The sequence below is a fragment of the Streptomyces sp. NPDC058701 genome (assembly GCF_042715295.1).
Taxonomy (GTDB): Bacteria; Actinomycetota; Actinomycetes; order Streptomycetales; family Streptomycetaceae; genus Streptomyces.
Genome location: NZ_JBHXSY010000008.1, coordinates 220,895 through 245,354 on the forward strand (window position 1 = coordinate 220,895; position 24,460 = coordinate 245,354).

Annotated in this window: 21 protein-coding genes, 1 tRNA gene and 2 pseudogenes; 11 read left to right on the forward strand and 13 right to left on the reverse strand. The window is 74.2% G+C overall.

The genetic code is table 11. The annotated features are described in order from the left end of the window. Positions 1-54: 54 nt before the first annotated feature. The gene (locus ACFWW8_RS11845; RefSeq protein WP_386526934.1) at positions 55-294 is read right to left on the reverse strand and encodes a heavy-metal-associated domain-containing protein; all 240 of its coding nucleotides are present in this window, start codon (positions 292-294) and stop codon (positions 55-57) included. A gap of 151 nt (positions 295-445) precedes the next feature. Here ACFWW8_RS11845 and ACFWW8_RS11850 point away from each other — a divergent pair. Beyond that, positions 446-895, forward strand: a pseudogene (locus ACFWW8_RS11850) (cation:proton antiporter); the annotation flags it as partial. On the opposite strand, the gene ACFWW8_RS11855 reads toward ACFWW8_RS11850, so the two are convergent. Continuing rightward, entirely contained in the window at positions 873-1,556 is a 684-nt protein-coding gene (locus ACFWW8_RS11855) for a TetR family transcriptional regulator (protein ID WP_386526936.1), read from the reverse strand. The pseudogene ACFWW8_RS11850 and the gene ACFWW8_RS11855 overlap by 23 nt on opposite strands. 130 nt (positions 1,557-1,686) lie before the next feature. On the opposite strand from ACFWW8_RS11855, the gene ACFWW8_RS11860 reads away from it, so the two are divergent. Continuing rightward, positions 1,687-3,969, forward strand: a complete 2,283-nt coding sequence (locus ACFWW8_RS11860) for an MMPL family transporter (RefSeq protein WP_386526938.1) — start codon at positions 1,687-1,689, stop codon at positions 3,967-3,969. A 98-nt stretch (positions 3,970-4,067) separates the two neighbouring features. On the opposite strand, the gene ACFWW8_RS11865 is transcribed toward ACFWW8_RS11860, so the two are convergent. The 3 genes from ACFWW8_RS11865 to ACFWW8_RS11875 all read right to left on the reverse strand — a co-directional run bounded on the left by ACFWW8_RS11865 (position 4,068) and on the right by ACFWW8_RS11875 (position 6,623). Further along, on the reverse strand, positions 4,068-4,268 hold the full coding sequence (locus ACFWW8_RS11865; RefSeq protein ID WP_030297784.1) for an AlpA family transcriptional regulator: 201 nt from the start codon (positions 4,266-4,268) through the stop codon (positions 4,068-4,070). A gap of 406 nt (positions 4,269-4,674) precedes the next feature. Further along, positions 4,675-5,685, reverse strand: coding sequence for a Gfo/Idh/MocA family protein (locus tag ACFWW8_RS11870; RefSeq protein ID WP_386526940.1), 1,011 nt, complete (start codon positions 5,683-5,685; stop codon positions 4,675-4,677). 23 nt (positions 5,686-5,708) lie between these two features. Continuing rightward, positions 5,709-6,623: a sugar phosphate isomerase/epimerase family protein gene (locus ACFWW8_RS11875; protein ID WP_386526942.1), complete on the reverse strand. Its 915-nt coding sequence runs from the start codon at positions 6,621-6,623 to the stop codon at positions 5,709-5,711. A gap of 286 nt (positions 6,624-6,909) precedes the next feature. On the opposite strand from ACFWW8_RS11875, the gene iolC reads away from it, so the two are divergent. Genes iolC through ACFWW8_RS11895 form a run of 4 tightly spaced genes read left to right on the forward strand, consistent with a single transcriptional unit; the run spans position 6,910 to position 12,302 of the window. Beyond that, positions 6,910-7,896, forward strand: a complete 987-nt coding sequence (iolC, locus tag ACFWW8_RS11880) for a 5-dehydro-2-deoxygluconokinase (protein WP_386527057.1) — start codon at positions 6,910-6,912, stop codon at positions 7,894-7,896. Beyond that, positions 7,880-8,920, forward strand: coding sequence for a 5-deoxy-glucuronate isomerase (gene iolB / locus ACFWW8_RS11885; protein ID WP_386526945.1), 1,041 nt, complete (start codon positions 7,880-7,882; stop codon positions 8,918-8,920). Before iolC ends, iolB begins: the two co-directional genes overlap by 17 nt. Then, the gene (gene iolD, locus ACFWW8_RS11890; RefSeq protein ID WP_386526947.1) at positions 8,917-10,791 is read left to right on the forward strand and encodes a 3D-(3,5/4)-trihydroxycyclohexane-1,2-dione acylhydrolase (decyclizing); all 1,875 of its coding nucleotides are present in this window, start codon (positions 8,917-8,919) and stop codon (positions 10,789-10,791) included. The genes iolB and iolD overlap by 4 nt, the downstream gene beginning before the upstream one ends. Before the next feature lie 11 nt (positions 10,792-10,802). Then, complete coding sequence (locus ACFWW8_RS11895; protein WP_386526949.1) at positions 10,803-12,302, forward strand: CoA-acylating methylmalonate-semialdehyde dehydrogenase; 1,500 nt, start codon at positions 10,803-10,805, stop codon at positions 12,300-12,302. Between the two features lie 140 nt (positions 12,303-12,442). Here the strand turns inward: ACFWW8_RS11895 and ACFWW8_RS11900 are convergent, their stop codons facing one another. The 4 genes from ACFWW8_RS11900 to ACFWW8_RS11915 form a co-directional block, all read right to left on the reverse strand. Continuing rightward, positions 12,443-13,477, reverse strand: coding sequence for a WxL protein peptidoglycan domain-containing protein (locus tag ACFWW8_RS11900; RefSeq protein ID WP_386526951.1), 1,035 nt, complete (start codon positions 13,475-13,477; stop codon positions 12,443-12,445). An 86-nt stretch (positions 13,478-13,563) separates the two neighbouring features. Next, positions 13,564-14,847 (reverse strand): hypothetical protein, encoded by a 1,284-nt coding sequence (locus ACFWW8_RS11905; RefSeq protein WP_386526953.1) that lies wholly within the window; start codon positions 14,845-14,847, stop codon positions 13,564-13,566. Between the two features lie 269 nt (positions 14,848-15,116). Beyond that, the gene (locus ACFWW8_RS11910) at positions 15,117-16,301 is read right to left on the reverse strand and encodes a S8 family peptidase (protein WP_386526955.1); all 1,185 of its coding nucleotides are present in this window, start codon (positions 16,299-16,301) and stop codon (positions 15,117-15,119) included. A gap of 102 nt (positions 16,302-16,403) precedes the next feature. Continuing rightward, on the reverse strand, positions 16,404-16,817 hold the full coding sequence (locus tag ACFWW8_RS11915; protein WP_386526958.1) for a GNAT family N-acetyltransferase: 414 nt from the start codon (positions 16,815-16,817) through the stop codon (positions 16,404-16,406). Positions 16,818-16,839: 22 nt separating this feature from the next. On the opposite strand from ACFWW8_RS11915, the gene ACFWW8_RS11920 reads away from it, so the two are divergent. Then, positions 16,840-17,241: a nucleoside deaminase gene (locus tag ACFWW8_RS11920; RefSeq protein ID WP_386526961.1), complete on the forward strand. Its 402-nt coding sequence runs from the start codon at positions 16,840-16,842 to the stop codon at positions 17,239-17,241. Here the strand turns inward: ACFWW8_RS11920 and ACFWW8_RS11925 are convergent. Beyond that, positions 17,238-17,963 (reverse strand): 4'-phosphopantetheinyl transferase family protein, encoded by a 726-nt coding sequence (locus tag ACFWW8_RS11925; protein ID WP_386526964.1) that lies wholly within the window; start codon positions 17,961-17,963, stop codon positions 17,238-17,240. The two genes, ACFWW8_RS11920 and ACFWW8_RS11925, sit on opposite strands and share 4 nt — an antisense overlap. Positions 17,964-18,040: 77 nt before the next feature. Between ACFWW8_RS11925 and ACFWW8_RS11930 the strand changes: the two are divergent. Beyond that, a pseudogene (locus ACFWW8_RS11930) lies at positions 18,041-18,452 on the forward strand (alpha/beta fold hydrolase); the annotation flags it as partial. A gap of 193 nt (positions 18,453-18,645) precedes the next feature. Here ACFWW8_RS11930 and ACFWW8_RS11935 read toward each other — a convergent pair. Further along, positions 18,646-19,197 (reverse strand): hypothetical protein, encoded by a 552-nt coding sequence (locus tag ACFWW8_RS11935; RefSeq protein ID WP_386526966.1) that lies wholly within the window; start codon positions 19,195-19,197, stop codon positions 18,646-18,648. A 197-nt stretch (positions 19,198-19,394) separates the two neighbouring features. Between ACFWW8_RS11935 and ACFWW8_RS11940 the strand changes: the two genes are divergently transcribed. After that, complete coding sequence (locus tag ACFWW8_RS11940; protein ID WP_386526968.1) at positions 19,395-19,859, forward strand: phospholipase; 465 nt, start codon at positions 19,395-19,397, stop codon at positions 19,857-19,859. A gap of 51 nt (positions 19,860-19,910) precedes the next feature. Here the strand turns inward: ACFWW8_RS11940 and ACFWW8_RS11945 are convergent, their stop codons facing one another. Further along, positions 19,911-20,141, reverse strand: coding sequence for a hypothetical protein (locus ACFWW8_RS11945; RefSeq protein WP_386526970.1), 231 nt, complete (start codon positions 20,139-20,141; stop codon positions 19,911-19,913). Between the two features lie 422 nt (positions 20,142-20,563). After that, a tRNA-Arg gene (locus tag ACFWW8_RS11950) sits at positions 20,564-20,639 on the reverse strand. Between the two features lie 333 nt (positions 20,640-20,972). Between ACFWW8_RS11950 and ACFWW8_RS11955 the strand changes: the two genes are divergently transcribed. Both ACFWW8_RS11955 and ACFWW8_RS11960 read left to right on the forward strand, forming a co-directional pair. After that, positions 20,973-22,589, forward strand: coding sequence for a dynamin family protein (locus ACFWW8_RS11955; protein WP_386526973.1), 1,617 nt, complete (start codon positions 20,973-20,975; stop codon positions 22,587-22,589). Positions 22,590-22,593: 4 nt separating this feature from the next. Further along, complete coding sequence (locus tag ACFWW8_RS11960; protein ID WP_386526975.1) at positions 22,594-24,444, forward strand: GTPase; 1,851 nt, start codon at positions 22,594-22,596, stop codon at positions 24,442-24,444. The last annotated feature ends 16 nt before the right edge of the window (positions 24,445-24,460 follow it).

The following is a 24,460-nucleotide window of genomic DNA, read 5'->3' on the forward strand; positions in this document are numbered from 1 at the left end:
GCTGCGGGGGGCGGGTGCCGCCCGGGGTCGGGAGCGGTGGTTCCGGGCTCCCGCTTACGGCTGGGCGGGGCCGGCGAACTCGTAGCCCGCCTCGTCCACGGCGGCGCGCACGTCCGCGTCCGCCAGCGGGGCGGCGGATACCACGGTGACCTCGCCGGTCGCGGCGACGGCCTTGACCGAGCTGACGCCGGCCAGGGCGGAGAGTTCCGCGGTCACCGCGCCCTCGCAGTGCCCGCAGGTCATGCCGGTCACGCGGTAGACGGCGGTGGTCTGGGTGTCCGTCTCGGCGGTCATGTCGTTCTCCTCATGAGGGGTGGGTCCGGGCGTGGGGGCGGCGGATGTCTCCAGCCTGTTCCTCCGACGCTTCGAGACTATACCCCTAGGGGGTATCGAAGCGAGGATGCGCGCCCATTCTTTTGCGGCGGACGATACGGATGGGTGGGATGTAAACGGCGGATATGGCGCGCTGCGGCCCAAGCCGCCGTGGTTCTCCCGCGTCATAGACAAGACCCTGCACAGCAGCGCGCGGTTCGCGGTACGGCTGGTGATGCTGGTGCTCGTGGGGATGCTGGCGCTGGCCCAGGCGATGGGGCTCGACATCCTGCTCGGCGCCTTCGCCACCGGACTGGTCACCCGGCTGGTGCTGCACGGGGCGGCGCCGGAGAGCGGCGGGGCGGAGCTGTCGAAGGTCGAGGCCGTCACCACGATGGGCGTGCGGGCCGGGACGGTCGAGCCGGCCGGGGCGGCGGCGCTGGTGGGCGCGGGGATGCTGTCCGTCCTTGTGATCCCGCCGGTGGGGCTGCGGGTCGGGGCCCGCTCCGGCGAAGGGTCGGGGGACGGGCCGGAGCCGGGCGGGCGGCGCCCGGGCCGGGTCAGCGGGAGCGAGTCGTGGTGACCATGGGCTCCAGGTAGCGGAGCAGGACGGTCTTCAGCTCCGCGGTGTAGGCGGCGCGCTCCGGCCCCTCGTGGGCGAGGATCAGGTCCAGCGCCGACTTGAAGATGCCCAGGATCATGTTCGAGGTGTGGGTGAGCTCGGCCTGCGTGGCGGCGGGGGCGAAGCCGTGCAGGACCGCCTCGATCCGGGTGAGCAGGTTGCAGTGCAGTTCCTCGTGCTCCTGCGTGATGCCCGGGACGCCGGAGCCGTGCATCAGCGCCCAGAACGCCGGGTTCTCGCAGTTGAACGCGATGACCGGGTCCAGGACGGCGTCCAGCAGCTCGGGCAGGGGTCGGTCCAGGTTCTCGGGGAGGAAGGCCTGGCCGTGCGTCTCGTGCGCGCGCTGGAGCAGCCGGCCGCCGAGCTCGATCGCGATGGCCTCCTTGTTCGGGAAGAACTGGTAGAGCGTGCCCGGTGAGACCCCGGCCTCGCGGGCGATCGCGTTGGTGCTGGCCGCGGCGTATCCGGTACGGCAGAACACGCCCGAGGCGGCCGCCAGGAGCTGGCTGATCCGCCGCTCGCCGCGGGCCTGGCGGCGCCGGGGAGCGGCGGCCGCGGCCCGGTCGGATTCCGTCGGCCCCCCTGCCTCTTCTGCCGTTTTGTCCTGGGGTGTCCCCGGCATGTCCAATCCCTTGCTTCCCGTGGGCGATTGACAAACGCGAGGGATCGCTCGCATTCTGAGGGAACGCGAGCGACTGCTCGTATTTGCCAGTGTATTCGGCCTGGCAATCAGGTGAAGGGGACACCGAGTCATGCCCGAAGTCAAGAATCCGCCGCCGCCCGGGGAGAGCGGCCGGTGGACCCGGATCGTCACGGCCCGGCCGCGGCTCTCGCTGCTGCTCGCCCTGGTCGTGACGGCGCTGGCCGTGTTCGCGGGAGGCGGCGTCGCCGAGCGGATGGGCAGCGGCGGCTGGGAGGATCCGGACGCCCAGTCCACCCGCGCGGCCTCCGTGCTGGAACGCGAGTTCCCCGGCTCCCAGCCCAACCTGCTGTTGCTCGTCGATGCCCGGGACGGCGCCGGGGTCGACGATCCCGCCGTCGCCGCCGAGGCGGAACGGCTGACGGTCCGCCTCGCCGCCGAAGAGGGGGTCGCCGGCGTCGGCTCGTACTGGCGCACGCCGCTGCCCGCGCTGCGCTCCGAGGACGGCGGGCGGGCGCTGATCGCCGCCCGGGTGACGGGCGACGAGAAGACCACCACCCGCGTGCTGGACCGGATCGCCCCGCACTACCAGGGGGACCACGGGCCGGTCAGGGTCTCGCTCGGCGGGCAGGCCGCCGTCCAGCGGGAGGTGACCGCCACGATCCAGGAGGACCTGCTGCGCGCCGAGCTGATCGCCCTGCCGGTGACGCTCGTGCTGCTCGTCCTCGTCTTCGGCAGCGCGGTGGCCGCCCTGCTGCCGCTCGGCGTCGGCATCGTGGCCGTCCTCGGGACGAACGCGGTGCTGCGCGGACTCACCGAGTTCACCGACGTCTCCGTCTTCGCCCAGAACCTGACCACCGCCCTCGGGCTCGGACTCGCCATCGACTACGCCCTGTTCATCGTGCGGAGGTTCCGCGAGGAGCTCGCCGCGGGCCGCGACCCGGTCGGCGCCGTCGGCGCCACCCTGCGCACGGCGGGCCGCACCGTGCTGTTCTCGGCGCTGACCGTCGCCGTCTCGCTCTCGGCGATGCTCTTCTTCCCGATGTACTTCCTGCGGTCCTTCGCCTACGCCGGGGTCGCGGTGGTCCTGCTGGCGGCGGCCGCCGCGCTGATCCTGCTGCCCGCTGCCCTGGTGCTGCTCGGCCACCGGGTCAACTCCCTGGACCTGCGCGCGCTGTGGCGCCGGGGCCGGCGTACCGACGGGGCGCGGCAGGCCGGGGAGCCCGGCCGGGGCTGGGCGCGGACGACCGCGCTGGTGATGCGGCGGGCTCCGCTGTTCGCGGTCGCCACCACGGCGGGGCTGCTGCTGCTCGGCCTGCCGTTCCTCGGGGTGAAGTTCGGCACCGTGGACGACCGGCAGCTGCCGGCCACCGCCGAGTCACACGTGGTCCAGCAGCAGATCCGGGACGGCTTCCCGGGCAGCCCCGGGGGCGGGCTGATCGTGCTGGCCGAGGGGGCGGCGGGACCCGCGGAGCTGACCGCGTACCGGGAGCGGGTGGACGCGCTGCCCGGGGTGGTCCGGATCGACGGCCCGGTGAGCGCAGGACCCGGCTCGTCGTACGCCTACTTCTCGGTCGCCGCCGAGGGGGAGGCCGTGGGCCCACAGGCACAGGACCTCGTCGGCGAGGTGCGGAAGGTGGACGCGCCCTTCGAGACGTCCGTGACCGGACAGGCGGCGGTGCTCGTGGACGCCCAGGACGCCATAGCGGAGGAACTGCCCGCGGCCCTGGCCCTGGTGGTGCTGGCCACGCTGCTGCTGGTGTTCCTCCTCACCGGGAGCGTCCTGATACCGGTGCAGGCCATCCTGCTCAACGCGCTGAGCCTGACCGCGATGTTCGGGGCGGTGGTGTGGGTCTTCCAGGAGGGCAACCTCTCGGGCCTGCTCTCCTTCACCTCGACCGGTGACATCGAGACCACCCTGCCGGTGCTGATGTTCTGCATCGCTTTCGGACTCTCCATGGACTACGGGGTGTTCCTCATATCGCGGATCAAGGAGGAGTACGACCGGACCGGGGACCACGAGGGGGCGGTGCGCGCCGGTCTGGCCCGCACCGGCGGTCTGATCACCGCGGCGGCCGTGATCCTGGCGGTGGTGATGGTGGCCATCGGCACCTCGCGGGTGACCAACACCAAGATGCTGGGGCTCGGGATCGCCCTGGCGGTCCTGATGGACGCCATGGTCGTACGGAGCCTGCTGGTCCCCGCGGTCATGAAGCTGACCGGTAGGGCCACCTGGTGGGCGCCGGGGCCGCTGCGCCGGCTGTACGAGCGGTTCGGGCTGAGCGAGGGCGAGTCCGCCGCTCCGGCGCCCGGTCCGGGAACGGGTCCGCAGGCCGGTCCGGGGTCGGAGTCGGGGGCCGGAGAGACGGAGCGGATACCGGCCGGAGCCCGGTAGGCCCGGTCGCTGGGTGGCGGTGCGGGACGTCCGCCCCGGCCCCGGCGGCGGGGACCGGGGCGGGGGCGGCCGTGGCGGGGGACGGCCGGGGCGGGCGGTCAGTCCTCGCGGCGGCCCCGGTTGCCGGGGCGGCGGGCCACCCAGGTGCGGATGGTGTCGGCGTACCAGTAGGGTTTGCCGCCCTCCACGTGGTCGGGGGCGGGGAGCAGCCCGTGCTTGCGGTAGGAGCGGACCGTGTCCGGCTGGACCCGGATGTGGGCGGCGATCTCCTTGTACGACCACAGCTGTCGGTCGCTCATGTACGACACCTCCTTGTCCACGCTGCGGGGTCGGCCGGGAGGCCGTCGGGGGAGCCGGCGCGTGGACACTGACGATCACTCGGGTTGTGCCCGGGGAACGACACAGAGTGAGGGCAGGGGAGGGGCTGTCGACCGCCTGTGACGGAAAACCCGCGTCATGCGGACATGCGTGACACAAGCGGGACCCCTGTGACAGATGCGACACACCGCCCCGGAGGTCGCAGGGAGTTGGGGCGTCGGGGGGCGTCGGGGGTGCCGGGGTGCGAGGGGTGTTGTGCCGGGAGGGTCCGGGGCTCGGGCCTGCGGGCGCAGGGGCCCGGGGCAGGCCCGGGACAGGCCCGGGACAGGCCCGGGGCCGCCGGGAGATGCCCCGCGGGCCGGGGGCGTTCCCGGCGCCCGCGGGGGATCAGCGGTACAGGGGCGGGCGTTCCACCAGTTCGACCGGGGCCCGTACGCCGCTGCGCGCCGCCGCCAGGCCGGCTTGAGAGACGGCCGACGCCGCGTAACCGTCCCAGGCGTCCGGCCCGGTCACCCGGCCCCGCGCGGCCGCGGCCACCCAGCTCCGCAGCTGACGGTCGTAGGCGTCGGCGAAGCGCACCGTGAAGTCCTGCGCGATCTCACCGCCCCACCGGCCCGCCGCCTGGACGACCATCGCGTGCCCGTCGCCGATCACGGCACTGCCCGACTCGCCCACCGCCTCGCACCGCACCTGGTACCCGACACCGCAGTTGACGAAGATCTCCACGTCGACGACGGCCCCGCCGGAGGTCTCCAGCAGCACCAGCCGGGGGTCGCGCAGTCCTCCCGGCGCCGCCGAGGAGGGCGTGGGGGAGAGCACGGACACCGCCGTGACCTCCTGCCCCAGCAGCCAGCGCGCCGCGTCCACCTCGTGGACCACGGAGTCCGTGATCAGCATGTCGCTGGTGAAGAAGGAGGGGGAGGCCGCGTTGCGGTGCCGGCAGTGGAGGAAGAGCGGCCGGCCGATCCCGCCCGCGTCCAGCAGCTCCTTGAGCCGCTCGTACTCGGCGTCGTACCGCCGCATGAAACCGACCTGCACCAGGCGGCGGCCCAGCCGCTGCTCGGCCTCCATGATCCGCAGCGCGCCCGCCGGATCCGGGGTCAACGGCTTCTCGCACAGCACCGGCAGCCCCCGCTCCAAGGCACGCAGGACCGCCTCCTCGTGGGCCGGTCCCGGAGAGGCGATCAGCACCGCGTCCACCCCGGGCGCGGCTATCGCCGCCGCCGCGTCGGTGTACGCGCCCGCCCCGTCCAAGGTGCCCGCCAGCTCCTTGACCCGGTCCCCGTCCGGATCCGCCAGGGCCACCACCCTGGCGCCGCCGACGGTGCGGCCGATCCGGCGGACGTGGTCCGCGCCCATCTTCCCGGTGCCGATGACGGCGATGCCGAGCGTGCTCATGTCGGGGGGTCCCTTCGGGAAGGTCAGCGGGCGCCGCAGGAGCGCAGGTAGGCCCGGGTCCGCCGGGCGATCGGCAGCGGGCGGTCGGGCGGGCAGGGGTACATGTCCTGCTCCACGATCGCGAACAGGTCCACTCCGAGCCGCTGGGCCGCCGCCAGCACCGGTTCCAGGTCCGGCACCCCCGACGGAGGTTCGCACATCACCCCGCGGGCCACGGCCGGACCGAAGGGGACGCCGTCCGCGACGACTTCGGCGAGGACGCGCGGGTCCACCTGCTTGAGGTGGAGGTAGCCGATCCGTTCCGCGAAGGTCTCGACGGCCCGGACGCTGTCGCCGCCGCAGTACGCGTAGTGCCCGGTGTCCAGGCAGAGGGAGACCAGCTCCGGGTCGGTGGCGTCCAGGAACCGGGCCACGTTCTCCGGGGTGTCGACGTGGGTGTCGGCGTGCGGATGCACGACGATCCGCAGTCCGTACCGGTCCCGGACCTCGCGGCCCAGCCGCTCGGTCAGGGCCGTCAGGTCGCGCCACTGGCCGGCGGTGAGGGTGCGGTCCTCGCGCACCTCCCCGGTCTTGTCGTCCCGCCAGAAGGAGGGGATGACCACGAGGTGGGACGCGCCCACGGCCCGGGTCAGCGCGGCGATCCGCGACACGTGCTCCCAGGTGTCCTCCCACACGGCGGGCCCGTGATGGAGTCCGGTGAAGACGGTGCCCGCCGAGACGCGCAGCCCGCGCCGGGCCGTCTCCTCGGCGAGGCGGACGGGATCGGTGGGCAGGTAGCCGTACGGGCCGAGTTCGATCCACTCGTACCCGGCGTCGGAGACCTCGTCGAGGAACCGCTCCCAGGGGGTCTGGCGCGGGTCCTCGGGAAACCAGACACCCCAGGAGTCCGGAGCCGAACCGATGCGGATACGGGTCAACGCGGGCGGGGAGGACGTCATAGCGGCCACCTTAGGGGGCGAGGCCCGACGGGGCGGCGAAGAGGACGGTGAAGGCGGTGCGCGGGACGGCGTGGGACGGAGCGTGGGGTGGCGTAGGGCGCGCACGGCACGGCGCACGGGGCGGGTAGGCGGTGGAGAGGGCGTGCAGGTGGCCGGAACGCAGGTGGCCGGAACGCGGCGGGACGGAACGGAAGACGACGGGGTGGTGGACGGGGTGGACGAGTTGGACGAGGTGGACGGCGCAGGCGGTGTCTCCGGCGCGGGCACGGCGGGCACGGCGGGCGAGGTGGACGAGCGCGTGGGAGGACCGGCAGTGACGGGCGACCGGTTGGGCTTCGACCTGATCACGATGGGCCGGATCGGGGCGGACCTCTACCCGCTGACGACCGGCGTACCGCTGGCCGAGGCCGACACCTTCGGCAGGTTCCTCGGCGGCTCCCCGGCCAACGTGGCCGTCGCTGCCGCCCGGCTCGGCCGCCGCACGGCGGTGGTCACCCGTACCGGCGCGGACCCCTTCGGCGGCTACCTGCGCACGGAGCTGCGCCGCCTCGGCGTGGACGACCGGTGGGTGTCCGAGGTCCGGGGGCTCCCCACCCCGCTCACCTTCTGTGAGATCTTCCCGCCCGACCGCTTCCCGCTCTACTTCTACCGCGTGCCGAAGGCACCCGACCTGGAGATCGAGGCCGAGGAGCTGGACCTGGAGGCGGTCCGGGCGGCCCGGGTCTTCTGGATGACGGGGACGGGCCTGAGCGAGGAGCCGAGCCGCTCCGCCACCCTCGCCGCGCTGGAGGCCCGTGCCCGGGCCCGGACCACGGTCTTCGACCTGGACTGGCGGCCGATGCTGTGGCGGGAGAAGCCGGAGGCGCACTACGCACGGGCCCTGGCCCTGGCCACGGTGGCCGTCGGCAACCAGGAGGAGTGCGAGATCGCCACCGGTGTGTCCGAGCCGTACGCGGCGGCGCGGGCGCTGCTCGCCGCCGGCGTGGAGCTGGCGGTCGTCAAGCGGGGCCCGGACGGTGTGCTGGCGGTCCACCGGGATGGCACGGTGGTCGACGTCCCGCCCGTACCGGTGGAGGTGGTCAACGGCCTCGGCGCGGGCGACGCGTTCGGCGGCGCGCTGTGTCACGGGCTGCTCGCCGGATGGGACCTGGAGCGGACGGTGCGGTTCGCGAACGCGGCCGGGGCCATCGTGGCCACGCGGCTGGCCTGTTCCACCGCGATGCCGTTTCCCGACGAGGTGGAGGAGGTGCTCGGCCGTGCCGGTGGTGTCTGAGTGGGGGATGGAATGGACGAGGCTGCTCGTGCTCGCCCTCGAACCGGGGGAGACGTACGCGCACCCGTGCGGGGAGGCGGAGTGGATCGTGCTCCCGCTGTCCGGAGCCTGCCAGGTCGACTGCCGCGACCCCGGCGTCGGACCCGACCCGGGCGCCGGGCCCGACGCGGGGGCCGGACCCGACCCGGGCGCCGGACCCGCCCCGGGAGCCGACCCCGTACGCGGCGCCGACCCGGCCCCTGACCCCGTACCGGGCCCGGCCCCTGACCCCGTACCGGGCCCTGACCCGGACCCCGCCTCGGGAGCGGGACCCGGCCCCGCCGGCGGGGTGCACGCCTTCGAACTGCGCGGCCGCCCCGGGGTGTTCGCCGGTCCCACCGACTTCGCGTACCTGCCCCGGGACGCGCACGCCACCGTCACCTCCGCCGCAGGCGGCCGCTTCGCGCTCGCCGGAGCGCGCTGCGACCGCCGCCTGCCCGCCCGGTACGGCCCGGCCGCGGACGTGCCCGTCGAGCTGCGGGGCGCCGGGACCTGTTCCCGCCAGGTCAACAACTTCGCCGCCGCCGACTCCTTCGCGTGCGACCGGCTCATCGCCGTCGAGGTGCTCACCCCCGGCGGCAACTGGTCCTCGTACCCGCCCCACAAGCACGACGAGGACCGTCCCGGCGAGGAGTCCCGGCTGGAGGAGATCTACTGGTTCGAGATCGCTCCCCACGGCGACACCCCCGGCCTCGGATACCAGCGGGTCAGCCCCTCCCCGGCCGGACGGACCGACATCCTCACCGAGGTGCGCACCGGTGACGCCGTGCTCATCCCGGACGGCTGGCACGGCCCGTCCATCGCCGCCCCCGGGCACGACATGTACTACCTGAACGTGATGGCCGGCCCCGGCCGCACCCGGGAGTGGCTCATCCGGGACCACCCCGACCACGGCTGGATCCGCGCCACCTGGCCTGGCGCCGGGACCGACCCCAGGCTGCCCTTCCCCCAGGCGCCCTTCCCCCAGGCGGAGGCCTCCCGATGAAACTCACCGTCGCGCAGGCCCTCGTCCGCTTCCTCGCCCGCCAGTACACCGAACGTGACGGGCAGCGCCACCGGCTGATCGCCGCCACCTGGGGGATCTTCGGCCACGGCAACGTCGCCGGCATCGGGCAGGCGCTGCTGGAGGCCGGACCGCACGCGATGCCCTTCCTCCAGGGGCGCAACGAGCAGGCCATGGTGCACGCCGCCGTCGGGTACGCCCGCCAGTGCGGGCGGCTCTCCGCGCACGCCGTCACCACCTCCATCGGGCCCGGCGCCACCAACCTCGTCACCGGGGCCGCCCTCGCCACAATCAACCGGATCCCGGTGCTCCTGCTGCCCGGGGACAGCTTCGCGACCCGGCCCGCCGACCCGGTGCTGCAACAGCTGGAGGTGCCGTACGCGGGGGACGTCACCGTCAACGACGCCCTGCGGCCCGTCTCCCGCCACTTCGACCGCGTCACCCGTCCCGAGGCGCTGATTCCGGCTGCCCTCCAGGCCGTACGGATGCTCACCGACCCCGTGCAGACCGGCGCCGTCACCCTCGCGCTGCCGCAGGACGTACAGGCGCAGGCGTACGACTGGCCCGAGGAGTTCTTCGCCGAACGGGTCTGGCGCGTGCGCCGGCCCCGGCCCGACCGGTCCGAGCTCGCCGCGGCCGCCGCGGCCGTACGGGGCTCCGCGCGCCCCCTCATCGTCGCCGGCGGCGGCATCCGCCACAGCGGCGCCCGGGCCGCCCTCGCCGCGTTCGCCGAGGCCACCGGCATCCCGGTTGCCTCCACCCAGGCGGGCAAGGGAGCCCTCCCGCACGGTCACCCGGCCGACGTGGGCGGCATCGGGCACACGGGCACGGCCGCAGCCGCCGACCTCGCCCGGGAGGCCGACCTGGTGATCGCCGCCGGGACCCGGCTGACCGACTTCACCACCGCGTCGGCGACCCTCTTCCAGCACCCGGCGGTCCGGTTCCTCGGCCTCAACCTGGACGCGTACGACGCCCACAAGCTCGCCGCCCGGCCGCTGGTCGCCGACGCCCGCGAGGGGCTCGACGAGCTGCGGGATGCGGTCGCCGGCCACCGCGTCGCTCCCGCGTACGAGGAGGCGTACCGGCGGGGCCGGGCCCGGTGGGAGGCGCGCGTCGACGAGGCCTACGCCGTACCCGCGGCGGACGAGGACCTGCCGCCCACCCAGACCCAGGTGCTCGGGCTCCTCGACGCCCTCGTCGATGGCACGGACATCCTGGTCAACGCGGCCGGCTCGCTCCCCGGCGACCTGCACAAGCTGTGGCGGACCCGCTCCGCGGACCAATACCACGTCGAGTACGGGTACTCCTGCATGGGCTACGAGATCCCCGCTGCCCTCGGCGTGGCGCTCGCCGCGCCCGGCCGGCCCGTGTGGGCGCTGGTCGGCGACGGGACGTACCTGATGAACCCGACCGAGCTCGTCACCGCCGTGCAGGAGGGCGTCCCCGTCAAGGTGGTGATCCTCGACAACCACGGCTACGCCTCCATCGGCGGCCTGTCGGGAGCCGTCGGCGGCGAGGGCTTCGCCACCGCGTACCGCTTCCGGGCACCCGACGCCTCGTACACGGGGGACCCCCTCCCGGTGGACCTCGCGGCCAACGCGGCCTCCCTCGGCATGGCCGTCATTCGCGCCCGCACCGTGCGTGACCTGCGCGAAGCCCTCGCCGAGGCGCGTGCGGCGACCCGTCCCACATGTGTCTACGTACAGACCCGAACGCCCGACACTGTGTCGGGCCCACCCCCGGCACAGGCGTGGTGGGATGTTCCTGTGGCCGAGACCGCGACCCGCAAGGCGGCGGTCGAGGCCCGTGAAGCGTACGACCGGCAAGCCGCGCAGCGACGTCGCCATCTGTGAAGGAGCAAGGCATGAAGACCGTCAACCACTGGATCGGTGGCAAGACCGTCGAGGGCGCGTCGGGCAACTACGGCCCGGTCACCGACCCGGCCACCGGCGAGGTCACGACCCGGGTCGCGCTCGCCTCCGCCGAGGAGGTCGACGCGGCGGTACGGGTCGCCCAGGAGGCGTTCGCGTCCTGGGGCCAGTCCTCGCTGGCCGCCCGCACCAAGGTGCTGTTCGCCTACCGCGCCCTGCTCGACGCCAACCGCGACGCGATCGCCGAGCTGATCACCGCCGAGCACGGCAAGGTCCACTCGGACGCGCTGGGCGAGGTGGCCCGCGGCCTGGAGATCGTCGAGCTGGCATGCGGCATCACCACACAGCTCAAGGGCGAGCTGTCGACGTCCGTGTCCAGCCGCGTGGACGTCGCCTCGATCCGCCAGCCGCTGGGCGTCGTCGCCGGCATCACCCCGTTCAACTTCCCGGCGATGGTGCCGATGTGGATGTTCCCGCTGGCCGTGGCCTGCGGAAACACCTTCATCCTCAAGCCGAGCGAGAAGGACCCGTCGGCGGCGAACAAGCTGGCCGAGCTGGCGACCGAGGCCGGTCTGCCGGACGGCGTACTCAACGTGGTCCACGGTGACAAGACCGCCGTCGACGCGCTCCTCGCCCACCCGGGCATCTCGGCCGTCTCCTTCGTCGGGTCCACCCCGATCGCCCGCCACATCCACACGACCGCCTCCGCCAACGGCAAGCGCGTCCAGGCACTGGGCGGCGCCAAGAACCACATGCTCGTCCTCCCGGACGCCGACCTGGACGCGGCCGCCGACGCGGCGGTCTCCGCCGCGTACGGCTCGGCCGGCGAGCGCTGCATGGCGATCTCCGCGGTCGTGGCCGTCGGCGCCATCGCCGACACCCTCGTGGAGAAGATCCGCGAGCGCGCCGAGAAGATCAAGATCGGCCCCGGCAACGACCCGGCCTCCGAGATGGGCCCGCTGATCACCGCCGCCCACCGCGACAAGGTCGCCTCGTACGTCGAGGGCGCGGCCGCCCAGGGCGCGGACGTGATCCTGGACGGCACCGGCTACACGGTGGAGGGCAACGAGAACGGCCACTGGATCGGCCTCTCCCTGCTCGACAACGTCAAGACCGACTCCGACGCCTACCGCGACGAGATCTTCGGCCCGGTCCTGTGCGTCCTGCGCACCGAGACGTACGAGGAGGGCGTCGCCCTCATCAACGACTCGCCGTTCGGCAACGGCACCGCGATCTTCACCCGCGACGGCGGCGCCGCGCGCCGCTTCCAGCTGGAGGTCCAGGCGGGCATGGTCGGCGTCAACGTGCCGATCCCGGTGCCGGTGGGCTACCACTCCTTCGGGGGCTGGAAGGACTCGCTCTTCGGCGACCACCACATCTACGGCACCGACGGCATCCACTTCTACACCCGCGGCAAGGTCGTCACCACCCGCTGGCCGGACCCCTCGGACGCCCCGGCGGGCGTCGACCTGGGCTTCCCCCGCAACCACTGACGGAGCCGCCCACGCCCCACCGGGCACCCCGAACCGCGGACCCCCGGCCCACCCTCACCGGCCGGGGGTTTCCGCTGCCCGGGTCGTCGGCGAGGCCGCTCCCGGTCCCGTTCCCGGTGGCGCTTCCGGTGCCGGGCCCGTCAGTGCACCCGGGCCACGGCCGGTGCGGGGGTGGGGAGTTCCGCGTCGCGGGCGGCCCCTCGCCGGCGCAGCACCCACAGGCCGGTTCCGGCTCCCGCGAGCACCAGGAGCGCGCCCACCGCCGGCCACGGCACGGCGACGAACTCCGCCTCGGACGCGGTGGCCAGGTCGGGATGGGCCGCCGCATCCGCTGCGACGCGTACCGTCACCCAGTCGGACTGCGGCGCGTCCGGCCAGGCCTCCGTCAGCTCCACGCGCTGCCCCGGCAGCAGGACGAGCTTCAGCTCGCGGGCCGGCCGGTCCAGCACCTCACGCCCGAACAACCCCTCGGCGGAGACCGTGACGCGCGGCTCGACGACCACGTTCCCCCGGTTGACCAGGGCGTACGTGACGGTGGCGCGGGCGTCCTGGATCCACGGCAACAGCGGCGTCGACCGGCTGACCCGCACGTCCTCCACGCTCAGCCCCGCGGCCACCGGCCCGGGGACCCGGAAGTAGAGCCGGGCGCCCACCGAGCGCTTCACCCCGACCTGGACCTTGCCGTCCTTCTGCACGCCCTCCACGGCGGTGTTCAGGACCACGATGCCGCCGACGTGGTCGCCGGGCGTCGCGTCCGCCGGCACCTTCACGGTGAAGGGAACGTCCTTGCGGCCCTTGGCGGGCACCGTCACCGTGCCCGCAGTCTCCGGCGGCAGGGCGATCCACGTGCCCACGTCCCGGGGCTTCGTCTCCACGGGGAGCAGCGCGAAGGCGCCGCCCGACGGCGTGTTCATCGCGTCCGTGGCGAAGACCTGGAACGTCAGCTCCCGGTCGGAGGAGTTGATGATCGTCGCACTGTCGGCGACGGTCGTCCCGGCCGCGCCCTGGTGGAAGAAGTACGCGCGGTCGGTCATCGCCGCACCGGCCGGCGGGGTCGGGAAGACCCCCCAGGTGCCGTTGTCCGCCGCCCTCGCGGCGGAGGCGGGGAGGAACAGGCCCGCGCCCAGCAGGAGCAGGCTGACGAGCAGACCGTACAGAGGGGTGCGGGTGCGCATGGGCGGGTCTCCAGTCGCGGCGGACAGGGCGAAGGTGGTGCGGCGCCGGAGCACCGCACCACCCTGGAGCGAGCGGGGCGTACGGGTCAGGCGATGGAGAAGGTGACCACCGACTGGTAGGTGTCGGCGAACATGAACGGCGGGAGCTGGATCATCCCCGCGCCGCCGACGGCGAACTCGCCACCGGTCAGCTCGTCCCCGCCGGCCGCCTGAGAGGCGATCTTCATCGGGGTGTCGGAGATCGCGCCCGGCGTACCGGCCGAGCAGGTGCTCGGGCTGTCCGCGTTGGTCACGGTGCAGGACGGCTGGATGCCGAGCTGCGCCTTGGTCATCGAGTGGCCCGTGGTCTCGTTCAGGAACGGGGTACGGGTCGCCGTGACGTCCCAGCCGAGGGTGCCGCCGCGGAAGTCCTGGACGGACATCGCGGTGAACTGGCCCACGACCGACTGCGCCTTGCCGTTGATGGTCACCTTGCCGAAGTCGACGGCCGGGTTGCCGCCCTGCGGACCGATGGCGAGCGGACCGGGCAGGACCTCGACGTCGACCGGGTTCTTGACGCCGGGCTGGTCCTCGACGAAGACGAAGTCCTTGTACGGCTTGATCGCGCCGTCGATGCGGATCTTGTCGGCCTTCTTGGTGACGGTGACGCTGCAGTCCGCGACGCCGTTCGCGGCGGCCGTGCCGGTGCCGGTGTCACCGGTGGGGACGTCGTTCAGGAGGGCGGAACAGGTGACCGCCCCCGGGGCGAAGTTGGCGCCGGTGACGGCGACCGCGGTACCGGCCTTGCCGCTGTTGGGCGTCAGCTTGGTGGTGATCGGGTCCTTGGGCAGGGCCTCCACGGCGACGGAGCCGAGGGAGGCGCTCGGCCGGGGAGCGGGGGTGCACGTCGTGGTGAAGACGGAACCGGAGAGGTCCGCGTCGGTCACCGCCAGGTCGAGGGCCACGTTGACGGTGGTGCCCTCGGTGCCGTCCGGGATCTTGACGGTTCCGGAGAACGCCTTGGGGTCGAGCGGCTGACCGGCCACGACGCTGACGGTCTCGGGCGGGCTCGTGACCACCTGCGTGGTCGCCCCGACCTTGAGGGTGATCTTGGACGTGTTCACCGTCGTGACGGAGAAGCCGGGGATCAGCGGGCTCGCGCCCGGATCGATGGTGATCGGGACGACGTCGCCGGCCTTGGCGCCGTCGGGAAGCGTCACCGTGAAGTTCTGGTTGCCGGAGCCGTCCGGCTGCGGCGCCGGGGCGTCGCAGTTCTCGAAGACGGCGGTGGTCTTCGTCGCGGCCTGCGCCGAGCCCGCGAGGCCCACCGCCCCACCCGTCAGGGCCAGGGATAGGGCTCCCGCCCCGGCCAGCACTCTTCGTCTGAGCATTCTCGTACTCACTGGGTCGCGACTCCTTCGTCATGACGAACCCCTCCCCCCACCCGCTGTGTGGGGGAGGCCGAGCCGGTGCGGTGGCCGACAAGGTCGCGTCGCGGTGATGAGAAGTCAATGGCTTGCTTTCGCCCGAAGGGCACACACATTGATGTCCCATCAGGCCGGGTCCGGCGGAGGAGTTCCCGCGGGAGGGCGCGGAGGCAGCGGTTCCGGCCGGTGGGGCGATCCGGAACCGCTGGAAACGGCCAGGTGCGCGGGCGGGGTCAGCGGACGGTCGGCGTGTGCAGCAACAGGTTCGGCGTGCCGGCCGGCAGGCCGGTGATCCGGTCGGGGACGGCGCCGCGCACGAGGGCGCGGGTGACTTCGGCCGGGGTGCGCGCTGTACCGTCCGCCAGCGCCAGCGCCGCGACGCCCGCCACGTGCGGGGCGGCCATGGACGTGCCCGAGGCGCGGGCCGTGGCGGTGGTGGACCCCTTCCAGGCCGAGACCACGCCCACTCCCGGCGCCGAGAGGTCCACGCAGGAGCCGTGGTTGGAGAAGTTCGCGCGACGGTCCGCGGCGTCGGTCGCGCCGACGGTGACGGCCTGCGGGACCCGGGCCGGGGAGCCAGCGCAGGCGTCCTTGCCCGCGTTCCCGGCGGCCGCCGTGAAGGTGATCCCGGCGGCGACGGCCCGCGTCACCGCGGCGTCGAGGGCGAAGCTGGGGGTGCCGCCCATGCTCATGTTCGCCACCGCCGGCGTGGCGGGCGCGGCCGCCGCGTCCTTCACCAGCCACTCCAGACCGCGCAGGATGCCCGACAGCCGCCCGGATCCCCGGCAGTTCGCCACCTTCACCCCGACCAGCGAGACGCCCTTGGCGACCCCGTACGTCGCTCCGCCCACGGTCGCCGCGACGTGCGTGCCGTGGCCGTTGCAGTCGCCGGAAGTCTCCAGCCACACCGCGTTGTAACCGCTGCGGGCCCGGCCGCCGAACTCCTGGTGGCGGACGTTGATCCCGGTGTCCACGACGTACACGGTGACGCCCCCGGCCTTGGAGGCGTACGTGTACGCGCCGTCCAGCGGCAGCTCGCGCTGGTCGATCCGGTCCAGCGGCCAGGGGGCCAGCGGCTGGGTGTCGGCGGTGCGGAACTCCGCGTCCGGCTCCACGGAGGCCACCCGCGGATCGGCGGCGAGGGCCGCGGCCCGGGCGGCGGTGGTGCGGACGGCGAAGCCGTTCAGGGCGGTGTCGTAGACGGACCCGATCGCGTCCCCGGACTCGGCGGCCTCGGCCGCCAGGGCACGGGTCGGCGCGCGGGGGGTGGTGTCCTTGAGGACGACGACGTAGGGGGCGGTGGGGCCGTCGCCGGAGGCCGCTGCGGCGGCCTGCGGGGGAGCGGCGGCGGTGGTGAGCGTGGCGAGGAGGGCGGCGGCGGCCGGGAGGAGCGCGGTCGGAGACGTCAGTGCGGTCATGCGGCCGATGCTCGGCGAGCGGGGGAGCGGGCGCGCGGAGGGTGCGCCGAGTGGGCGCACGACACGCCGCCGGGAGGGCTACTGCCGGGGGTAGGGCGGGGGTTACGGGGCGAGCGGCCAGCCGCGCACCGTGAAGACGCCCTCGTCGATCCCGCCGGCGGAGCCGTAGGTGGCCAGGGCGGCCTCGTTGTCGGTGTCCACGCCCACCCACATGCCGTAGCAACCGCGGGCCCGGGCCTCCTCGGCCAGGGCCAGGGTCAGGGCACGCCCGATCCCGCGGCGCCGGTGGCCCTCGTCCACGGAGAGCTCGTACAGGCACATCTCGGTGCCCTTGTCGGGATGGGTCATCTCCACGCCGGAGACCATGCCCGCGGGCACGCCGTCGACGTAGGCGATCAGCATCACGTGGCCCGGGGCCGCGAGGAAGCGCTCCGACCAGTCCGTGCGTGCGGGGCCGTCGAAGAGGGCCTCGGCGGCGGTGATCTCGGCGGAGGAGAGGGCACGGCGGATGTCCATGGGGGGTGACGATAATGGCCCCATGGCGCAAGGGCAGTTGAATTTCGGCGCGGCGTGGCGGACGGCCCCGGCGGCGGTACGGAGATCGCTCGCGCTCGCCTACGAGGCGCTGACGGCGGGCGGCCTTGCGGTGGGGGCGGTGCTGACGGACGTGTCGGGCGCCGTGTGGTGCGAGGGGCGCAACGAGGCGTACGAGGAGGGACCCGGGACGGGCCCCCTGCGCGGTACGCCACTGGCCCACGCCGAGATGAACGCGCTCGGCGCCGCCCGGACGGGCTGGGACCTCGGCGCGACGGTGCTGTGGAGCACGCGGGAACCGTGCGGGATGTGCGCGGCCGCGGCGGAGTTCACGGGGGTCGGCGCGGTGCGGTACCTGGCCCCGGCCGGTCCCCGGACCCGGCAACATCCGAAAGCGACGGCCTAAACGGGGCGTTCGCCGGCGGCGGCCGGGGTGGCGACGGCCACGGCGGCCGCGTAACCCGCCGGGGTGGCGAGGTCCGTCAGGGTCCAGCCGGGCAGCAGCGCCGGGGCGGGGGCGGAGCCGATGTACGGGTCGACCAGCCCGAGCGCCAGCCCCGCACCGGTGCCCTTGAGGTAGGCCTCCTTGCGGGACCAGAGCCGGGCGAAGGCGATCTCGCGGGCCGGTCCGGGGAGCGCGGCCAACTCGGCGGTCTCCTTCGGGTGCAGGCTGTTCACCACGCTGGCCAGCGTCTTCGCGTCCGGCACCTGCTCCACGTCGATGCCGACCGGCAGCCGGGCGAAGGCGTAGTAGGCCAGGTCACCGCTGTGCGAGAGGGAGAAGTGCACGGCGCCCCCGGCCACGGCGGGACGCCCGTGGGGGCCGCCGCAGCACGGGCAGTCCTCCCGGACCAGCCCGACCTGCTCCGGCGCCAGCCCCAGGTAGCCGCCGAGCAGCACCCGGAGCCCCAGGTGGGAGGCGACGTAGCGGAGACGGTCCCCGGGGCGTACCAGCCGGGCGGCCCGGTCCCGTTCGCCCGCGTCCAGGATGTCGTCCGCCCGGCCGACGGGGTGGCCGGCGACCTGGCCGAGCGTGGTGTCCAGGGACCACACGGCCACGGCGCGGCCCCGGGGGAGGGCCCCGATCTGGGGCGCGTCACTGCCGAGTTGGTTCACGTGCTCGATCACCCGACGAGGGTAGTCCAGGAGGCGGCGGGGGCGGCTGGCCACCCTCGTTCCTTTCGGACACACCGGGGGAGCGGATCGTGCGGAGTGCCGTGCTCACAGCGGAAGGCGACCGCATCCGCCGGGTCGAGCCGCCCGGAACGGAACCGGCCCGCGTGGACCTGCACGGGCTCGGCTCCACCTCACCCGCCCACTTCGCGGCGGCCGCCGCACACCCGCTGCTCGCGGGCCACCGGTCGCTGCCGCTCGACCTGCTGGGGCACGGACACAGCGACCGGCCGACGATTTCGCCTACATGCTCGACGCACCTGCCGACTCCCTGGCGGCCGCCCTCACGGCAGCTCGGTCCAGGGCGCCGAGGTGATCGCGCACAGCGTGGGCGGCTCCGTCGCCATCGTGCTCGCCGCCCGGCACCCCCGGCTGGTGCTCGTCGACGCCAACCTCGACCCGCCGCCAACCCCGGGCGCCGCCGGGAGCAGCGGGATCGCCGCGTAGACCGAGGCGGAGTGCCTGGCCGACGCCTGGACCCAGGTGCGGGACCTGGCCTTTGCCCCCGCCGCCGTGACGGCCCTGACCGGCGCCCGACCCGCCGCTCCTGACCCCCCGGCTCCGCCGCCCGAAGCCCCCGAACCCCGACCCTCGCGCTGCCCGCCGGCGACCGGCGACCGGCAGGCGGCGGCTGCCTCTAGCGGCGCGGGTGAACGGCCCACGTCCCGCCCGGCGCACGGTCCGAGGAGGCGCCGGCCTGGGGCTTCGCGCCGGGAGAGAGCGTGCCGTCGGTCCAGGCGTAGACCCGCTTGCCGCGCACGGCGACCTGGTACTGACGAAGGTCCCGGCACTCGGGCCGCGCCTCGGCCCGTATGCCGTCCGGCCACCACCGGGCCGCCAGGTCGGGGTCCTGGACCTTCCCCGGTGTGCCCGCAGCGCACTGCGGGCCGTCCAGCGGCGTCTTGCCGAGCGTGAACCGGATCAGGCGGGTCTCGCCGGTGGTGCGCACCTTCATCCGCACGTGCGTGGCGTCCTTGGGTATCCAGGACGGCAGGTCGAACTCCCTCTCCTTCCGGCCCCGCTGCCCGGAGGCGTCCGCCGCGGTCGCGAACTGTCTGCCCCTCTCGTGGAACACACGGTCGTTGACCACGTCGGTCACGGGGTTGGGCGGGAGGTTGGGCAGCGCGAAGGCGCCGGTGGCGAGGACTCCTACGGTAGCGGCGGCGATGACGAGCGGACGGCGGTTCATGCCCTCCAGTCTCGGCGGCCCACCCCCTCCCGCGCGTCCCTCCCCAGGACGAATCCCGACTCTGCCGGAAGTCTCATACGCGTCATACCTGAGAGCTGTGGCCATCGGCCGGCCGGTGCAGTAACCCCCCGGCCCCCACGGCAGTTGGCAGGGGTGCGGACCACCTCCCCGCCCCGCCCCCGCCCCGAGGAATGCCCATGCGCCGCCGTCGCCTCGTCTCCGCCCTCGCCCCGGCTGCCGCGGCCGCCCTCCTCGCCCTCGCCCCGCCCGCGTCGGCGGCCGCGGCCGTCCCCGCGGACAAACCGCTGGTACTGGAACGCTGGACGCAGACCGACGCCGCCAGCTACGAGGCGTGGTCCGAGGCACGTGCGCACCGGTCCGCCTGGGCCGCGTACGGATTCGACTGGTCCACGGACCTCTGCACGTCCTCCCCGGACAACCCCCTCGGCTTCCCGTTCGGCGACGCCTGCGCCCGCCACGACTTCGGCTACCGCAACCACAGGGCGGCGGGCCTGTTCCCGGCGGCCAAGGCCCGCCTGGACCAGGCGTTCCACGCCGACCTCACCCGGGTCTGCGCCCGGTACTCGGGCACCCGCAAGGGCTCCTGCGACGGCACGGCGTGGACGTACTACCAGGCTGTCAGGCTCTTCGGCATCTCCTAGCCGTGCGGTCCCGCGCCCCGCGCCGAGCAGGACCGGGAATTCCCGGGTCGGTCAGAGGAAGTCGGTGCTCGGACGGAATTCGTGCGCCTCGTCGGTGGGAAAGTCGTAGAACAACTCCGACCGGGTACCGCCGGCGACCAGAATGGACCGCAGGAACCCGGTGCATGACTGAGCGTGGGATTCCCATTCCCGGCCGCGTCCCTCCTTGAGGGCGACGGTCCACTCGTCGGGTTCCGCGCCGGGGCGCGCCAGCCAGTGGAGGCAGTCTCCGTTCTCGGTCACCGCCCAGAGGAGGGGGCGGGATCCGGGCTGTCGAAGTTCTGCCGGCTTGGGCTCCCGGCTCCCCGCTCCCCCCTTGCCACAGACGTTCCTGCGCTTCCGCGCGGTCGCGGCTCTGTTTGCCCTTGACGATGTTCCAGTAGCGGTTCAGTGCGTCGATCGACTCGCCCTTGCCGGCCGACAGCAGGCGCGAGACGTGGTTGTTGGCGAGCTGGCCGTCGTCCAGCAGGTCATCGGTGAACTCCCGGAGCGCCGGGCAGCGGCAGGGCCGAGCGGATGATCTTCCAGGTCCGGGTCCGACGGGGCTGCGCCCCCCGCCGCCCGGGCCTGCGCGGGGCTTACGGCGGTGCTACAACACTCCCGCTAGGGTCCCTCTGACCTGCACGGAAGCCCTCCCGGAGGGAGGGTTTCGCGGGGTGGAGAAGTGGTGCCCCCGGCAGGACTCGAACCTGCGGCCAAGTGCTTAGAAGGCACCTGCTCTATCCACTGAGCTACGGGGGCCGGAAGGTGGCCGTGGTGGGCCTGGAGCCCCTGGTGGGGGTGGGGCTGCGGTCCGTGCCGGGTCAAGGATAGGGCTCCGGTTGCCTTGTCCCGGTTGCTTCACCCGCGTGCCACGATGTGGAGGTTCGGTGAAGCGGTCCCGATAATCGCAGGCAGGTGCGATTCGCGCATCGCTTTTGCGCCGCGGCGCCCCGGGTGTTGTGTACTCGTTATGCCTGCGCCCCACTCGTCCGCCGTGTCCCGTGATGTCCCTCCGGGGTAGCGGTCGGCGCGCAGAGGACGTATAAGCTTCAAAAATGGGCCTAAATTGGGCATTCTTCGCATGTGGTGACCTTGGATGTTCGGCCTCAGCTGCTCGATGCCCTGTCCGCCCTGCGCGACCGGGTCGCGTCCGTGCGTCTGCCGCTGCCCCTGCCCGGCGCTCCGCGCGCCCGCCAGACCAGAGCCGAGCTGCTCGCGCAGCTCGACGACTACCTCGTACCCCGGTTGAAGGCGCCCGAGGCGCCGCTGCTCGCCGTTGTCGGCGGGTCCACCGGGGCCGGCAAGTCCACCCTCGTCAACTCCCTCGTCGGACGGCAGGTCAGCGAAGCCGGCGTGCTGCGTCCGACCACGCGCACACCGGTGCTCGTCTGCCATCCGGATGACCACCACTGGTTCGCCGGGATGCGGGTCCTCCCCGACCTGATGCGGGTCTGGGTCCCGCACGGGGAGGAGGAAGCCGTCCCCGTGGGCGCCTCCCGACTCGCCGACCGCGGCCGGAGGGACACGCACGCGACCCGCGAGATGCGGGTCGAGACCGTCTCCAGCCTCCCCCGCGGCCTGGCCATCCTCGACGCCCCCGACATCGACTCCCTCGTCGTCGAGAACCGCACGCTCGCCGCCGAACTCATCTGCGCCGCGGACGTCTGGGTGATGGTCACCACCGCCTCGCGGTACGCCGACGCCGTCCCCTGGCACCTGCTGCGCACCGCCAAGCAGTACAAGGCCACCCTCGTCACCGTCCTCGACCGCGTCCCGCACCAGGTGCTCGCCGAGGTCTCCCGGCAGTACGGGGCCCTGCTCACGCGGGCCGGGCTGGGCGACGTACCGAGGTTCACGGTGCCGGAACTGCCCGAGTCGGCCGGCGGGGGCGGGCTGCTGCCGGCCAGCGCCGTCGCCCCGCTGTACGCCTGGCTCGCCCACCACGCGCAGGACCCGGCCGCCCGGCAGTACGCCGTCGGGCGGACCGCGCTCGGCGCGCTGGACTCCCTCGCGCGGCGGATGCCGGAGCTCGCCTCGGCCGTCGCCGCCCAGCACGCCGCCGCCGTACGGCTGACCTCGGCCGTGGAGGACGCGTACAAGCGGGAGGGCAAGCGGGTGCGCAACCGCCTCGACCGCGGAGCCGTACTGGCCGGGGACGCGCTGACCCGGTGGCGCGGCTACCCGCTCGACACGAGCGCCGACGAACTCCTCGACTCCCTCGCCGAGTCGCTCACCGCCCTGCTCCAGTGCGCCGTCGCCGCCGCCGACGAGCGGATCGCCGACGCCTGGCGGCGCGAGCCGGCCGCCGGAGCGGTACCGATGCCCACGCCCGACCGGGAGGCCGGGGAGCGCATCGGCATGGCCGTACGGCGCTGGCGGCGCGTCCTGGAGGAACTCGCCGAGGAGGAGGTGGCACGGCTCGACAAGCAGCCGGCTCCCGACCCCGACGGCGTCGCCGCCCTCCTCGTCGCCGCCCTCCTCGGCGGCAAGCGGGCCCGGCCCGCGGGGGAGAAGCTCGCCGAACGCATCGGCGTGCAAGCCGCCGTACGCCTGCGCGACCGGGGCGGAGAGCTGGTCGGCGACCACCTCGACCAGGTGCTGCGCGCCGAACGCGACCGGCGGCTCGCCCCGCTGGAGGCACTCGAAGTGACCCCGGAACCACAGGCCGAGCTGATCGCCGCGCTGTCCGTACTGCAGAAGGAGAGGTGACGCGGTGACCGCCCTGACCGACCGGACCGACGACCGCTGGGACGACGGACTCATCGCCCGTTCGCGCCCCCTACCGCTGGACCGGCCGGAGAACGGCTCCGAACCGGGCGAGGGCGCGGACGAGGGCGACGACGCGCTCGTACGGGCTGTCTCCGGCGCCGGCAGCGACGGGGGCAAGGCACCCTCGACCCCGCTCAGCCCCGAGGGACAGGCGCTGCGACTGCGCCTCGACGCGCTGCGCCAGCTGGTCGGACTCTCCCGGACCCGGCTCGACGGCAAGACCCTCGCCGAGGCCGGCCGGGTGCTGGACGAGGCGGCCGCCCGGCGCGGCCTGTCAGCGCAGCACACGGTCGTCGCCATCGCCGGAGCCACCGGAAGCGGCAAGTCCACCCTCTTCAACTCACTCGCCGGAGTGCAGATCTCCGAGACGGGGCTGCGCAGGCCGACGACCGCCGCGCCCATCGCGTGCAGCTGGTCGGACGGGGCGGCCGGCCTGCTCGACCGGCTGGAGATCCCCGGACGGCTGCGGCGCCGGCCCCGCGAGACCTCGGAGGCCGAGGCACTGCGCGGCATGGTCCTCGTCGACCTGCCCGACCTGGACTCGGCGGTCGGCGCCCACCGCGACCACGTGGACCGGGTGCTGGCGCTGGTCGACGCGGTGGTGTGGGTGGTGGACCCGGAGAAGTACGCGGACGCCGTCCTGCACGAGCGCTACCTGCGGCCGCTGGCCGGGCACGCGGAGGTCACCTTCGTGGTGCTGAACCAGGTGGACCGGCTGCCCGGGGAGTCCGCCGACCTCGTCCTGGACGACCTGCGCCGCCTCCTCGACGAGGACGGCATCGCACTCGGCGAGCACGACGAGCCCGGCGCCACGGTCCTCGGCCTGTCCGCGCTGACCGGCGAGGGCGTCGGGGAACTGCGCGAGCTCCTCGGACAGTTCACCCAGGAGAAGGGCGCGGCGACCCGGCGCATCTCCGCCGACGTCGACCGGGCGGCGGTGCGCCTGCGCCCGCTGTACGTCGCCGACGGGCACCCGGGGCCCGAGATCGGGGAGACGGCCCGTGCCGAGTTCGAGGACCGGCTCGCCGAGGCGGTGGGTGCGTACGCGGCCGGGCTCGCGGCCGAGCGCGCCTGGCGGCGCAACGCCGGGAAGGCATGCGGGACCCCGTGGCTGCGGCTGTGGCGCTGGTACGAGGGCCGCCGCGCCCCGCGGACCCTGGCGGGCCTGGCCGCCCTCGCGGCGATCGGCGGCCGGGGCGCGGTGGCCCCGGAGACGCCCGCCGAGCAGGAGGTGACCGCGCGCCAGCGCGTGGAACAGGCCGTACGGGTCGTCGCCGACGAGGCGGTCACCGGCCTGCCCGACCCCTGGGCGCAGGCGGTGCGCGAGACGGCGGTGCGCGGCGCCGAACACCTGCCGGAGGCGCTGGACGAGATCGCCGTGACCCTCGGGGCGGCGCTCGCGGTGCCCGGCGTGAAGCCGCCGCGGCCCACGTGGTGGCCGGCGGCCGTGCTGGGGCAGGCGGCCATGACGCTCCTGCAGATCTTCGGCGGGCTGTGGCTGGCCGGGCAGATCGTCGGGGTCCTGGAGCCGCGGCTGATGCCGCCGGTGCTGCTGATGGTGGCGGGCATCATCGGCGGGCCGCTGGTGGAGTGGGCCTGCTCCATCGCCGCGCGGGGGCCGGCCCGGCGGTACGGGCAGGACGCGGAGCGCAGGCTGCGACAGGCGGCGGCCGGCTGCGGCCGCGCGCGGGTGCTGGAGCCGGTGGCGGCGGAACTGCTGCGCTACCGGGAGGTGCGCGAGCAGTACGCGACGGTGGCCGCAGGGGGGAGCCGGTTGTCCACAACCCGTCAGTAATCCACAGGCTCCGGCA